The sequence below is a fragment of the Pseudochrobactrum mosebachae genome, from assembly GCF_048914685.1.
In the GTDB taxonomy this organism is placed as follows: Bacteria; Pseudomonadota; Alphaproteobacteria; order Rhizobiales; family Rhizobiaceae; genus Pseudochrobactrum.
This window is the reverse complement of the sequence record NZ_CP128408.1, coordinates 572,544-586,505: the sequence shown is the minus strand read 5'-3', so window position 1 is coordinate 586,505 and position 13,962 is coordinate 572,544. Positions and strand designations below refer to the sequence as shown.

Genomic DNA, 13,962 nt, shown 5'->3' with positions numbered 1-13,962 from the left:
AAATTGTGCATATTTACAAGAAGGAGAAGGAATGAATCACAGCTAAAAACTACGCAGGTTTTATGGTTTACTTATGGCAAAAACCGAGAATGGGGAGAAAACAATTGGTTGCGGCTAGCTATAGGGCAGGGGGCTTTAATGTTTCTTCCAGCGCTTTTTTAAATCTGTGTCGCTCGATTTTGCCTCTACCCAACCCTTGCGTGGATCAGCGGCTGCCGCAAGTTTTTGCACTGGCGGAGTTGAAATTAAATGTTCTTTTTTCCAGAACGGCGCATCATTTTTCAGATAATCCATCAGGAACTCTGCGGCTTCAAAAGCCGCTTGCCGATGCTTGCTGGCCGTGGCCACAAAAACAATTTGCTCACCGGCATTAATCAGACCATAGCGATGCACAATTGTGAGAGCCTGCAGCGGCCATCGTTCTATTGCTTGAACCGCAATCTTGGTTAGCTGCGCTTCTGCCATGCCGGGATAATGCTCAAGCTCGAGCGCTTGCAGGGTTTTATTCTCGTCGCGGCAATAGCCGGTAAAGCTGACGACCGCGCCGATATCGGTGCGGTCTGCTGTCATTTGGCTGGTCAGTACAGATGCATCAAAATCGACATCTGAAACCAGAATAAACGGCTGCCATCGTGTCAACAGAATCGTTCAGCCTCCGGTCATTGGCGGGAACAAGGCGATTTCGGCTGCACCCGCAATCAGCGCGTCATGATCAACATGTTCCTGATTGATCGCTACGCGGATCACATCAGGAAAGCGCAGCGCTTGCGCATAATTCTCACCAAGACCAGATAAATACTGCAGCAGGCCGGCAACTGTTGTAATCTCGGCCGGCAAAGCGAGCAGCTCTTCGGATCGTCCGATCTGCTCTCTGACCCATGCGAAATAAACGAGTTTAACCGGCATTTGCTTTAATCAATCATATGTTTGATACCGGCACGGAAATAATCCCAGCCCGTATATAATGTGAGAATGGCTGCAATCCACAACAAGACCAGTCCGATTTCTGTTGTGTATGGCAGAACTTTATCACCGGCAGGGCCTGCGAGCAAAAATGCCAGTGCAATCATCTGTATTGTGGTTTTCCATTTGGCAAGATTGGATACCGGCACGCTGACCTTGAGGTCTGCCAGATATTCACGCAAGCCTGAAACCAAAATCTCACGGCACAGGATAATAATAGCCGCCCACAGCGTCCATCCGGCAATTGTACCATCCGCAGCCAGCAACAGCAAAATCGCCGAAACCAACAGCTTGTCCGCGATCGGGTCGAGCATGCGACCAATATTGGAGGTCTGTTTCCAGATGCGTGCCAGATAGCCGTCAAAAAAGTCGGTGATACTGGCAACCGCAAAAATGGCCAATGCCGTCCAGCGGGCTGAATCACTGCTTTTCAGATGTCCTTCGAGAAAGAAGCACAAAACCACAAGGGGCACAGCAACGATACGTGCATATGTAAGGATGTTGGGCAGTGATAATGTGTGTTTACTCATAGTCCCCTAAAACCCATTTGAAATCCGGATAGCGGATATTCGCGAGCATCAGCTCATAGTTGGAGAGAAGCGAGCCTTGCGGCACGCGATAAGAAATAGGCAAACAAAGCTATACAACAAATCATTGTCAGCCTGCTACCATCAATCCTGCTATAGCTTAAAAAGCAACATGATCATGGGTTTTTTGCGTCTTATTATGTGCATATCACGGAAGATCAAATATTATTGATCGCGAAAATGATCATATATGGTTTTTGCAAGTGCTTCTGAAATGCCTTCAACTTTTATAAGATCGGCCAGACCTGCGCGTGATACTTCTTTAGCCGTACCGAATTCATGCAGTAAAGCCTTCTTGCGGGACGGGCCGATACCGGCAATTTCATCGAGCGGGCTTTTGATCATTTCTTTTTTACGTTTGGCACGATGGGTGCCGATAGCAAAACGGTGAGCTTCATCGCGCATGCGTTGAATAAAATACAAAACCGGATCACGCGGCGGCAAAGTGAATGCCGGTTTGCCGCTGACAAAAAACCGCTCGCGCCCTGCATCACGGTCAACACCTTTAGCAATACCGATTGAAATTACATGATCATTCAAGCCAAGCTCGGTGAGCATGGCACGAACTACACCCACTTGACCTTGTCCACCATCGATCAGGATAACATCCGGCCATGCCGGAAAACTATCATCCGCACTCTCTTCTGCGGTTGCATCACTTGCAGGCAGGGCGGTGCTTTGAGCCTCCGGTGCCGCATGGTCTTTGAGCAGGCGGGCAAACCGCCGCTCAATCACTTCGCGCATCATGCCAAAGTCATCGCCGGGGGTAATCTCGGTCGAGCGGATATTGAATTTACGATACTGGTTTTTCACAAAGCCTTCAGGCCCTGCCACAATCATGCCGCCCACGGCATTGGTACCCATTATGTGTGAGTTATCATAAACCTCAATTCGGCGTGGAACACGCGGCAGTTCAAAGGTTTCCGCCATAGCTTTCAGCAGCCGCGCCTGTGACGAGGTTTCTGCCAGACGACGGCCGAGTGTCTCGCGCGCATTGGTCATGGCGTGATCGACAAGGTCTTTTTTCTCACCGCGCTGCGGTATATTGATCAGCACGCGATGGCCGGCACTGGCAGACAGCGCTTCACTCAGCAGCTCCAGATCGTCTACAAGTTCAGACAGCAGAATTAGTTTAGGGCAGGGCTTGTTGTCATAGAACTGGGTGATGAAAGCGCCCAGCACTTCCGCTGCAGATAGCGAGGGATCGGCCTTTGGAAAATAGGCGTGATTGCCCCAGTTTTGACCGGTACGGAAGAAAAACACCTGAATACACGCCAATCCGCCTTCCTGATGGATAGCAAAAACATCTGCCTCATCAACCGTATGCGGATTAATGCCCTGATGGGATTGAATATGGGATAATGCAGATAAGCGATCACGATAAGTGGCAGCGCGCTCGAATTCCAGTTCCTCTGCGGCGGCGCTCATCGCTTCGCGCATATGGTCTTGCACCGCTTTGCTTTTGCCTGACAGAAAGGCTGTGGCTTCACCAACCAGCTTGCCATAATTCTCGTCACTGATCTCATGGGTGCAGGGGCCGGAACAGCGTTTGATCTGGTGCAACAGACAGGGGCGGCTGCGGCTTTCAAACATTGAATCTGCGCAGCTGCGCAGTAAAAATGCCCGTTCCAGCGTGTTGATTGTGCGTGTGACCGCACCCGCATTGGCGAAGGGGCCGTAATACTCACCCTTTTTAGAGCGCGCGCCACGATGTTTGAAGATGCCGGGCGCACGGGTGTCGCCGGAAATCAGAATATACGGAAAAGATTTATCATCACGTAGTAAAACATTAAAACGCGGGCGTAAGCGTTTGATCAGATTCGCTTCCAGCAGCAGCGCTTCGGTCTCCGTGCGCGTGACCACAAATTCCATTGTCGTCGTTTCGCGGATCATACGCGCAATACGATTGCTGTGCCCTTGGCCGCGCGCATAGTTGCTAACGCGTTTTTTCAGATTTCTGGCCTTGCCCACATAGAGCACATCGCCGGCATGGTTGAACATCCGGTAGACGCCGGGGTTGTTGGGCAGCTTTTTTACAAAGGCATTGATAACTTCGGTGCCGCTCAACCCATCTGCGGAGGCGTCAAATTCAGAGAGCGCTGAATCCCAGCGGATATTATTGACTAGAGCTGCCACAGAGCTGACCTCTGCAGAATAATCTGCTTCATCACTTTGATGATCATCAGGCAAAGTGTCTGCTTCATCGCCAGCTGTTTCAAGGGGGGCAATCGTGGCAGTATCATCAATATTATCGGGCAACGGCATATCATGATTGCCATTGCCACGGCTGTTTTGCGTCATTCCGAAATACCTGCAATATCCGGCGTTTCCCATGCCAGATGTTGTCCGCCATCAAGTGCAATCATTTGCCCTGTTACGGATCGTGTATTCCACAGATAGTCAATTGTCGTGGCAAATTCATCCAGCGCCGGCGCTCTTTTTAACAATAAGCCATCCACCTGCTGCTGAAAATCATCCGGATTCTGCCTTTCGCTGGGCAGCGTCGGGCCCGGAGCAATGGCATTAACGCGAATATACGGGGCAAGCGCTTGTGCCAGTGTGCGTGTGGCTGTCCATAATGTGGCTTTGGAAAGCGTATAGGACAGAAACAGCGGATTGAGCTTCAACACACGCTGATCGGTAATATTGACGATCAAGCCGTGGCGTCCCTCCGGCAGAGCTTCTGCCATAGCTTGCGCCAGAAATACCGGTGCTTTGACATGTACTGCAAAATGCCTGTCCCAGAGTTCGTGGGAAAGTGTGCCAATACGATCATCCTCAAAAAGTGAGGCATTGTTTATTAAAAGTTCGATCGCTCCGAAATGTTGCTGCGCACGCTCCATAAGTGAAGAAATTGCTGTGCTGTCGCAGAGGTCTGCAACCACAACCGCTGCCTTGCCCCCATGGTTGCGAATGCGTTGTGCCAGTGCTTCAGCTTCATCAGCAGAGCGGTTGCAATGAATGATAACCGGATAGCCGCGTGCTGCGAGATCCTGAGCAATATGACCACCAATACGTTTTGACCCGCCGGTAATGAGTGTCACAGGGAGGGCAGGCGATTTTATAGGTGTGGCAGGCATATTTGAATTGATCCTTATTATATCATTTCGAATCTGGCAGTGCCTTCGCCTAAGGGACGAGGCTAAGCCAAATTGTAGATCACACTATTATACTAACATAGAACCATATTTGATGTGCCTGTTTCGTAAATGGAGTGAGATATTTATTTAAGATTGTTTCTCCTGTGAGAATGAGCAGGAAAGAGGCGTTAGCAAATATTTATCTTGATAAATAAATTAATGATTATTTGAGCTAACTATTTAATATATAAGAGAATGTTGCCAACTTGCACCATCTTTTTTCTGTCATATTCATAACGATTTCTGGTCACAATTATAGATTTTACAAGCTATATTCTTAGAGAAAACGATAGGATTTTCCGATGGTTGCAACCATGGGAAACATTGAGAAAACGATCTTTTTTAAAGAATTCTTTAAATTCATTAGGAGTGTAAATGTTAAATTTTAAGCGTTTAATATTGATTTCAGCGGCTGTTTTACCGCTTTCATTGCCGGCATATGCAGCGGATATCATTGTTGCACCGCCGGCAGAGCCTGTGCCCGCTGCTCAGCCTGTACCGCAAAATACCTGGAGCGGTGGTTATATCGGTGGCTATGTGGGGGGCTCAAAAAATGACTTCAGGTTCAATACACCTGATGAAATTTTGAAGGACAATAATTTTAAATATGGTGCTTTCGCGGGCTGGAATTTCGAGAACGATGATATTGTATATGGTGTTGAAGGCGATGCCGGTTACAATAATACTAAGAAAGCATCAGGGGTGATTGGCGTTCAGGGTGGGTTTGACGGCTCGCTACGTGCGCGTTTGGGCTATGATATGGGCATGTTTATGCCATATGTCACGGGTGGTGTTGCAGGTGCCCAAGTGCGCTACAACGCTGGCGGTGATGTTGATAAAAAATTCCGTGTTGGTTGGACTGCCGGAGCAGGTGTTGAAGCTCTTCTGACACAAAATGTTTCTGCTCGGTTTGAATACCATTATTCTGATTTTGGTAAAAAAGATTTGCTTATTGGCCAGCTTGCAGCCCCGCAAACAAAATATAATAGTCAGGATGTCCGGCTTGGCTTAGCTTATAAATTTTAAACATGGGCTGTGAGTCTGTAAGCATACTCTTTTAAAGCTTCTCACAATTCTGTGAACCATTATCTCAGTTAAGAGGGCAACAGATAGCCATATTATAAAAAGCCGGAATTACTTCCGGCTTTTTGTTTTATAATCAATAGCATGTCAGAATTTCGGCCCACCTTTTGTAGTGGCAATGATTGCGGCAATAATCCGCCGTCATGTTTCCGACATAATAAGGACTGGTTTTTTCCACTTTCCGGCATTTGTGCTGCCGCATTTTTCGATCATATTTTGCTCGTTAGGCGATGCTTTTCTCTTAAACCAAAAGAGGAAAGCAATGAAGCATGATAAGGCAATATTGGCTCATCCCGGCTGATAGTGCCAATCTTATAAAGCTTCGCTGTTCAACGAATTTAAAACTATAAGGACAATGCGTATGCGCACTATCAAATCTCTGGCACTTGCTTCTGTTGCGTTGCTGCCGTTTTCTGTCACAGCTTTTGCCGCAGATGCGATTCAACCGCAACCATATGAGCCTGCACCGATTGTTGCCGCTGCACCGCAGAACAGCTGGGCGGGTGGTTACACCGGTCTATATCTGGGTTATGGCATCAACAAATTCAAAACCGACAATGCTGTTGGTGATTTGAAAGATAACAATGCCAAAGCTGGTGCCTATGCAGGCTGGAACTTCCAGAACGATAATATCGTTTATGGTCTTGAAGGTGATGCCGGCTACAATTGGGCGAAAAAAGAAGACCTCGGTCTGACTGCTGAAAGCGGTTTCGACGGCTCGATCCGTGCTCGTCTTGGTGCCGATATGGGACCTGTGATGCCATATGTAACGGCAGGTATTGCCGGTGCGCAGGTTAAGTTTTCAGACGCAACATCATCCGATGACAAGTTCCGTGTTGGTTGGACAGCCGGTGCTGGTGCTGAAACATTCCTGACTGAAAATGTAACAGCCCGTCTGGAATATCGTTACACTGATTTCGGTAAAAAAGACTTTCAGCTGGATAGCGGTCCGGTAACTGATGCTGGCTTGCAGACACACGATATCCGTCTGGGTGTTGGCTACAAGTTCTGATCTATCAGATCACAAAGAAAAAGCCGGGAGGAAACTCCCGGCTTTTTTGTATAAATTCAAGCTTTAGGTAGCAGAGCTGTAAGCTCAGGATGGAGTTCCGAGAAGCGTTTAAACCAGCGCTTCAATTTCGGACGGCCACGCTCCCAGCCATTACCAAAGCGCAGGCTCAGATAACCGAGTGCTGCTGCAATAGCGATATGTCCGCCATGGATTTTGGCGCTTATGCGCGGTGCGGTTTCATTCAGCAGGTCGAGAGTGCGCTCCGCTTTTTTCCAGTATAAATCCAGCACCGGTTGGTGAACAATCTCTGCAGGACGCTGACGGCGCTCATAAACATGCGCAACCAGAACATCACATAGTCCATCGGCAATCGCCTCATATTTTTCCGCATCAAGGCGTTTTTCTGCATTGCGCGGAAATAGTTTATTGCCGGAAAGACGATTGAGATATTGGGTGATAACACGGCTGTCGAAAACAGGCTTGCCGTCTGCTGTAACCAGTGTTGGAATTTTACCCAAAGGGTTTGCGGCAATCAGTTCCGCTGGCTCTTCGCTGGTAACCACAATTTGCTCTGTAAGCTCAATACCGGCGTAATGTGCTGCCAGACGCACTTTGGCGCTGTAGGGTGAAGTAGGGGAAGAATAGAGCTTATGCATGGAGAAAGCCTCGTTAAACGATAATCAGCGATTTGGTAGCATTGTTACAGAACGGCTGCGGCAGGCATTGCGATTAACTTGTCCGCATGGTCGGAATTTCATCGTACTATCCATGCAAATACGCACTTCCTGCACGCGTCTGCGGTTGCAAGTCACCGCGATTGCATCAGCAGGCAGACCCGGATTTGCCGTGATAAAAGCCTTTTCAAGCAATTGCGGGTCCACCATGCGGGAGCTTGCAACTGTGCGATAGGCAGGCGGAATGGTCACTCTGTTATAAGCCATGCGCAACGTGTCAAAATATTCGCGTTGGCTCAGGCCGGCGCAAGTACCGTGCTTGCGCCATTCGTGCCGCATGAGCCCACCGGAGGGCATAATATCAGACATTGCAGATACAATATCACGTGGTACCACATCCTGAGCTTGCCGGTGATCGCAACTTTGCGGATAATCGCGCTCATATTGCGGCCATAGCCCATGGGCAACAAAACCGAAATTGCGCCCGCTCGCACATTGCTGACGGGCATTTGGCCGGTTGCCATTATCGGCGCAAAAGCTTGGTGACCAGCTGAGCGACAACACATAAAAATCAAAGCCGCTGCCTTTAGGATTGGCAGGTATTTTCATAACAGGCGGAGTTGCTGAAGGGCGGTGCTGAACCTTGCTCTCAGGCCGCAAGGCCGGCCTGTTTTGCAGGGCATCCCGTTTCGGCTCAGGGATATTTTTAGGTGCTAACCTGCCTAAATCGCCGCCGATATCTTTAGCCATGCCCTGCAACAGCTTGTCACTCAGAGGTTCTGCGTTGGCCGACACAGAATAGGCCGTCAACGCATAAAACGCTAAAGCAAAAGCGAGGGCTGCAGCTGATCCAGAAAAACAGCCCGGCTTCATCAACAGAAACGGGCTGTTATTTTTAAAAACCATGTTGAGCACTTATAAATTAACGGAGAACGCGGCAGCGGCCATCATAAACGAACCATTTGTCAAAACCGTCAACGCAGGATTCAACATTGCGTCCCATGGAGGCCAGACCCTGTCTCTCTTCAATCATGTACCACATATCGCGGTTTTCACCATTCGAGAGCACAGCCGTAGCACTGCAATAATGGCGCTCAATACCTGATGGATAGGTCTTCGGGTCAAAGCGCGTGGTATTCACATTGCTGACGGCTTGAATACTGACAGCAGGCATTTGCGGTACGCCGCGCACCAGCCGCGAAAACTGGGCAACGGCACTGTTGATCACACCCTGTTCATGGCAAACCGTATTGCTGGCAACTGCTGGCGCAACAGCGATATAATCTGCGGCCTGTGCTGGCGCAGACAGATTGGCTGACACTGACAGACCTGCAAACAGTGTAAGAGCAAGAGCGGAGCGAAATGACATAATACTGTCCTTGTTTAAATAACTCTTAATTGCAGTTTTTGCTGTATTCTGCGCGCGGGTCAAGGTGCATCTACACACAAGAGGGTGATTAGAGCATTTTCCACTTCGGTTGAATCACCTTAACGCCCGTGACAATGCTCCAAAACAAAGAAATTACTGCTGCTCACCGTTAACCCATTCAATGCGGTGATTGCCCTGATTGTTCTCGCCAAACAGCTCTGCAAGCCAGGGCGAAATCTTGGTCATTTCTTCCTGCAGCAGATAAGGCGGGTTGACCACAATCATACCGGTGCCGTCAAAACGCTCTTCTGCTGAGGGTGCGCGCACTGACAATTCCAGACGCAAAATCTTTGGTACGCCGGTTTCTTTCAGATTGCTGATGAAACGATTGACCTCACGGCGGTCTTTAACCGGATACCACAACATATAAGTACCGGTGGCAAAACGGCGATGCGCTTTTAAAAGTCCGTCACCCAGACGGTCAAACTCACCGGCAATTTCAAACGGCGGATCAACCAGCACCAAGCCGCGTTTTTCTTTCGGCGGCAGATGTGCCCCAAGTGCCAGCCAGCCATTCAATTCGGTAATGCGGGTCTGATAATCGCCCTCAAACAAGGCGGCAAGAGTTTTGGCGTCCTGCGGGTGTAATTCAAGTGCCGACAAGCGATCTTGCGGGCGCATCAAACGGCGGGTGATGAGCGGTGATCCCGGATAATAACGCAGATGCCCGCTTTTCTTGGCACTCGCATTCTCATTTTCAATAATATCTAGATAAGGCGCTATCAACTCCAGCACATTGGCCGGAATGCTGCCGTTGGTTTTGGCTTCCAGTACCTGCTCAATACCGCCGCGCCATTCCAGCGTTTTGCCAGCCTCAACGCCACCAAGATCATAGCGCCCAATACCGGCATGGGTGTCGATCACGCGCAAGGCAGAGTCTTTGCGCTGCATATAAAGCAGCACACGGGACAGAACGATATGTTTAAACACATCGGCAAAATTTCCGGCGTGATAGGCGTGGCGATAATTCATAATGGACTATTTCCGGTTGCGGCGCTGTATATGTCGCGCATCATTCTGGCAGGCTGGGTTACAGCCATATATCTGTTCGCAGATGATTATGCCATAACCGGCACACCGGATGAGCGGTTAATCTGATTCTGCTCTATAGACCGGTTATGTAACATTCCGGTGACGCTATGTCTGGTTTTGTCGTTCTTGTCGTTCTGTTTGGCGCATTGCTGCATGCAAGCTGGAATGTCATCGTTAAATCGGGTTCGGATAAATATCTCAATGCTGTCATGGTGTGCGGGGCAGCAGGCGTCATAGCCTTGCTGATCATTCCGTTTGTGCCGCTGCCCTCATCTGCAAGCTGGCCCTATCTGGTGGTATCAACCACATTTCAGGTGTTTTATCTGTTTTTGGTTGCAGCGGCCTATAGCAATGGCGATATGAGTCTGGCCTATCCGTTGATGCGCGGTACTCCACCGCTGCTGGTAGCGCTGGCCGCTGGCCCGCTGATTGGTGAAGTGCTGGGTGGCATGCAATGGCTGGCAATCTGCCTGATCTGCGGCGGTGTTCTGACAATGGCGCTGGATCGCTTATCTGGTAAGCTCGGCCAAAATACCTCCCGCACTATTTTCATTGCGCTGGTTAATGCCTTGTTCATTGCCGGTTACACACTGGTGGACGGGCTTGGCGTGCGGGTTTCCGGTAATGCGGTTTCCTATACGCTCTGGGCCTTTTTATTCAATGCAATACCGGTCGTGCTATGGGGCATCTGGCGCTATCGCGGCAAGCTTCTCAGGCAGGTCAGATCTCATGGCCATCTGGCACTGGTTGGCGGGGCAGGCACGCTCGGCTCTTACGGGCTGGCACTGTGGGCTATGACAATGGCACCGGTGGCTATGGTGGCAGCCTTGCGTGAAACCTCGATACTGTTTGGCATGGTATTGTCACTGTTGTTTCTGCGTGAATATATCAGCCGCAAACGCCTTGCCGGTGCGCTGTTGATTGTTGGCGGTACCGTGCTGATGCGTCTGGTCTAAAAAATTAGGCATGCTTAAAGCAATTTGATGATCTGAACCGTAAATTGCCTTATGCTTATTAAATAGAATTTTCAGGATTTGCTTTATGACACTGCGCGCTGCTCCACAAATCGGCCATTCGGCCTGTCCGCATGATTGTCCGTCCACTTGCGCGCTGGATGTGGAGATTCTTGACAGCCATACGATCGGGCGTATTCGCGGCGCCAAAGACAATAGCTATACCGCCGGTGTGATCTGCGCCAAGGTTGCCCGTTATGCAGAGCGTATTCACCATCCAGAACGGTTGCTGAAGCCGCTGATCCGCAAAGGTGTCAAGGGATCCGCGCAGTGGCAGGAAATCTCATGGGCTGATGCGCTTGATCTGACAGCTGAAAAATTTTTGAAAGCTGAAGAGCGCTATGGTGCAGAGAGCATCTGGCCGAATTATTATGCCGGCACTATGGGGTTGGTGCAGCGCGATTCTATTCACCGGCTGCGCCATGCTAAAAAATATTCCAATATTTTTACCAGTTTTTGCACCAATCTGGCATGGACCGGCTATGTGGCCGGTACCGGTGCGTTGCGCGGGCCTGATCCGCGCGAGATTGCCAAAGCTGATTGTGTGGTGATCTGGGGTACCAATGCCGCCGCTACGCAGGTGAATGTGATGACCCATGCGGCACGCGCGCGTAAAGACCGCGGTGCTAAAATTGTGGCTATTGATGTTTATGAAACAGCAACAGTGCGGCAGGCTGATATCGGTATTGTGCTCAAACCCGGCAGTGATGGCGCGTTTGCCTGCGCTGTGATGCATGTATTGTTTCGTGACGGGCTGGCCGATTGGGATTATCTCAACCGCTATACGGATGAGCCAAAGGCGCTGGAGCGCCATTTGCAAAGCCGCACGCCGCAATGGGCAGAGGCAATTACCGGTGTGGCTGTGAGCGATATTGAAGCATTTGCGCATTTGGTTGGTACAACCAAACGCACTTTCTTTCGTCTCGGCTACGGGTTTTCACGTCAGCGCAATGGTGCGGTTAATATGCATGCGGCAGCGGCGGTGGCCTGTGTCACCGGTGCATGGCAGTATGAAGGCGGCGGTGCATTCCATTCCAATTCGGGCATTTTCGGCATGGATAAATCCGAAATCGAGGGTACGCAATTTGCTGATCCTTCGGTGCGCTCGCTTGATCAATCGAAGATCGGCAGGGTTTTGACCGGTGACCGCGAGGCACTTTATGGCGGGCCGCCGGTTATGGCGATGCTGGTGCAAAATACCAACCCTGCCAATGTGGCGCCGGAGCAGCGTCTGGTGCGTCAGGGCTTTATGCGTGAAGACCTGTTTACCGTGGTGCATGAGCACTTCATGACCGACACCGCTCAAATGGCCGATCTGGTACTGCCGGCCACGATGTTTCTGGAGCATGACGATATTTATCGCGGCGGCGGTCAGCAGCATGTGTTGCTCGGTGCCAAATTGATCGAGCCTGCGGGTGAGGCACGCGAGAATATTTATGTGATCAATGAACTGGCCAATCGCTTAGGCGTTGGCGGGCTTACTGGCTTTAATATCTCGGCGCGGCAATTGGTTGAAAACCTGCTGGCAAACAGCAATATGCCGGATTTTGAAACGATGCGCGAGCAGCGCTGGCTGGATAAGCAACCGGCATTTGAAAAAGCACATTATCTGGACGGTTTTAACTGGCCCGATGGCAAATTTCGCCTGCGTGCGGACTGGCATAATCTGCAAGCGCCAGACAGACCGCCTGAGGCGATGGGGTTGCAAGGGCCTTATGCCGATATGCCGGCGTTTCCGGATCACTGGCAGGTGAATGAGCAGGCTGACGAGGAGCATCCGTTCAAGCTCACGACATCACCGGCGCATAATTTTCTCAATTCCAGCTTTGCTGAGACACCGACGTCACTTGCCAAAGAAATACGTCCGCAATTGCTGATCCGCGATGATGATGCGGCGGGGCTTGGGCTTGTAGACGGTGCGCGTGTGCGTATTGGTAATGAGCGTGGCGAGCTGGTGCTGCATGTTAAAATTCAGCATAGCGGTGGTCAAACTAGCGGTCAGGCCAATGCTCAGGCCAATGCTCAGACTGGCGGTAATGCCAGTAGTAGTAAGAAACTGCGCCGCGGTGTTGTGGTGTCTGAGGGGCTGTTTCCCAATTCTGCATTTGAGGGTGGCGAGGGGATCAATATTCTCACCGGTGCAGATGCTGCGGCACCCTTTGGTGGTGCTGCATTTCATGATATCAAAATATGGGTGCGCGCTGAAGGTGAGCGGACGGAACAGGCCGAGCAAACGGCTGCATAATTCAGCTGGCGTAAGCATGGTAACAGTTACGACCCGTAATTGCTGGGTAGCCGCAAACCTATAATTGATTGACGGGAAATCCCGATAAAAAGCCCGCGCTGATATTCAGCGCGGGCTTTTTTATATTTAAAGGGTTAGGCTTGATATTTCAGGCGGAAGTTTGCCAGCCTGAAATGCGCCGGATCAAATCGTTTAGCCCTGATATTTCAGGCGGAAGTTTGAAAGCCCGACTGCAACATTGAGGCCCTTCTGACCCTGAATGGAGATCGGCTGCAGGGAAACATTTTTCCATGTGCCGCCGGTCAGGATATTAGTGCCGATACCAAGGCCGATCGTGGCATTGGCTGATGCACCAACATAGCTGCCGCGCAGAGCGCCTTCAGGGCGAACGGTTGGTGCCCATACAGCCCAAGCCAGCTGGCCGCCATTGTAGAAGCCGAGGTCAACGCCAATCTTGGTGATCTGGCCGGTATAGCGTTCAACAGGCGCGCCGCGATGGGCTGGCTTGAAAACGCAATCCAGATCCTGACGGCTACCGATAATAACGCCGATGGATGGTGCGAAATCGCAGGTCAGTGTGCCAACTTCCGAGCGCGGCTGGGTAACAGCGCTACGGGAAGAAGCCATATCAGCAGCAGAGGCTGAAACAGCAGCAGTACCGGCCGCGAAGGCAGCAATAAGGGCAGCAGTGTGACGGAGAGACATAATATCTTCCTCTTCTTATCTTTATGAATTGAAAGCGTTTGAGCGCCCGTAATAGTTCTGCACGTAACATGTCACGACT

14 protein-coding genes are annotated in these 13,962 nt (G+C 50.4%); 4 read left to right on the top strand and 10 right to left on the bottom strand.

What is annotated here, in order from left to right:
* Positions 1-135: 135 nt before the first annotated feature.
* The 5 genes from MP213Fo_RS02775 to MP213Fo_RS02755 form a co-directional block, all read right to left on the bottom strand.
* Positions 136-639: a molybdenum cofactor biosynthesis protein MoaE gene (locus MP213Fo_RS02775; RefSeq protein WP_421090165.1), complete on the bottom strand. Its 504-nt coding sequence runs from the start codon at positions 637-639 to the stop codon at positions 136-138.
* A gap of 9 nt (positions 640-648) precedes the next feature.
* Entirely contained in the window at positions 649-906 is a 258-nt protein-coding gene (moaD, locus tag MP213Fo_RS02770; RefSeq protein WP_421090164.1) for a molybdopterin converting factor subunit 1, read from the bottom strand.
* A gap of 5 nt (positions 907-911) precedes the next feature.
* Complete coding sequence (pgsA, locus tag MP213Fo_RS02765) at positions 912-1,493, bottom strand: CDP-diacylglycerol--glycerol-3-phosphate 3-phosphatidyltransferase (RefSeq protein WP_421090163.1); 582 nt, start codon at positions 1,491-1,493, stop codon at positions 912-914.
* 222 nt (positions 1,494-1,715) lie between these two features.
* Positions 1,716-3,551, bottom strand: coding sequence for an excinuclease ABC subunit UvrC (uvrC, locus tag MP213Fo_RS02760; RefSeq protein ID WP_421090982.1), 1,836 nt, complete (start codon positions 3,549-3,551; stop codon positions 1,716-1,718).
* Between the two features lie 296 nt (positions 3,552-3,847).
* The gene (locus MP213Fo_RS02755) at positions 3,848-4,630 is read right to left on the bottom strand and encodes an SDR family oxidoreductase (protein WP_421090162.1); all 783 of its coding nucleotides are present in this window, start codon (positions 4,628-4,630) and stop codon (positions 3,848-3,850) included.
* Between the two features lie 435 nt (positions 4,631-5,065).
* Between MP213Fo_RS02755 and MP213Fo_RS02750 the strand changes: the two genes are divergently transcribed.
* Both MP213Fo_RS02750 and MP213Fo_RS02745 read left to right on the top strand, forming a co-directional pair.
* A complete protein-coding gene (locus tag MP213Fo_RS02750) occupies positions 5,066-5,716 on the top strand; it encodes an outer membrane protein (RefSeq protein ID WP_421090161.1) in 651 nt (216 codons plus the stop codon).
* Between the two features lie 418 nt (positions 5,717-6,134).
* Entirely contained in the window at positions 6,135-6,785 is a 651-nt protein-coding gene (locus MP213Fo_RS02745; RefSeq protein WP_421090160.1) for an outer membrane protein, read from the top strand.
* A gap of 56 nt (positions 6,786-6,841) precedes the next feature.
* Here the strand turns inward: MP213Fo_RS02745 and MP213Fo_RS02740 are convergent, their stop codons facing one another.
* The 4 genes from MP213Fo_RS02740 to MP213Fo_RS02725 form a co-directional block, all read right to left on the bottom strand.
* Positions 6,842-7,441 carry a glutathione S-transferase gene (locus MP213Fo_RS02740; RefSeq protein ID WP_421090159.1) on the bottom strand — a complete coding sequence of 200 codons (600 nt, stop codon included), beginning with the start codon at positions 7,439-7,441 and terminating at the stop codon, positions 6,842-6,844.
* A gap of 24 nt (positions 7,442-7,465) precedes the next feature.
* Complete coding sequence (locus tag MP213Fo_RS02735; RefSeq protein ID WP_421090158.1) at positions 7,466-8,254, bottom strand: ribonuclease T2 family protein; 789 nt, start codon at positions 8,252-8,254, stop codon at positions 7,466-7,468.
* Positions 8,255-8,381: 127 nt separating this feature from the next.
* Positions 8,382-8,828 carry a phage portal protein gene (locus MP213Fo_RS02730; RefSeq protein WP_421090157.1) on the bottom strand — a complete coding sequence of 149 codons (447 nt, stop codon included), beginning with the start codon at positions 8,826-8,828 and terminating at the stop codon, positions 8,382-8,384.
* A 153-nt stretch (positions 8,829-8,981) separates the two neighbouring features.
* Positions 8,982-9,860, bottom strand: coding sequence for a 23S rRNA (adenine(2030)-N(6))-methyltransferase RlmJ (locus tag MP213Fo_RS02725; RefSeq protein ID WP_421090156.1), 879 nt, complete (start codon positions 9,858-9,860; stop codon positions 8,982-8,984).
* Positions 9,861-10,027: 167 nt separating this feature from the next.
* On the opposite strand from MP213Fo_RS02725, the gene MP213Fo_RS02720 reads away from it, so the two are divergent.
* Both MP213Fo_RS02720 and MP213Fo_RS02715 read left to right on the top strand, forming a co-directional pair.
* Complete coding sequence (locus MP213Fo_RS02720; protein ID WP_421090155.1) at positions 10,028-10,876, top strand: EamA family transporter; 849 nt, start codon at positions 10,028-10,030, stop codon at positions 10,874-10,876.
* Between the two features lie 85 nt (positions 10,877-10,961).
* Positions 10,962-13,178 (top strand): molybdopterin-dependent oxidoreductase, encoded by a 2,217-nt coding sequence (locus MP213Fo_RS02715; protein ID WP_421090154.1) that lies wholly within the window; start codon positions 10,962-10,964, stop codon positions 13,176-13,178.
* Positions 13,179-13,370: 192 nt separating this feature from the next.
* On the opposite strand, the gene MP213Fo_RS02710 is transcribed toward MP213Fo_RS02715, so the two are convergent.
* Complete coding sequence (locus MP213Fo_RS02710) at positions 13,371-13,883, bottom strand: DUF992 domain-containing protein (RefSeq protein ID WP_421090153.1); 513 nt, start codon at positions 13,881-13,883, stop codon at positions 13,371-13,373.
* Between the last annotated feature and the right edge of the window lie 79 nt (positions 13,884-13,962).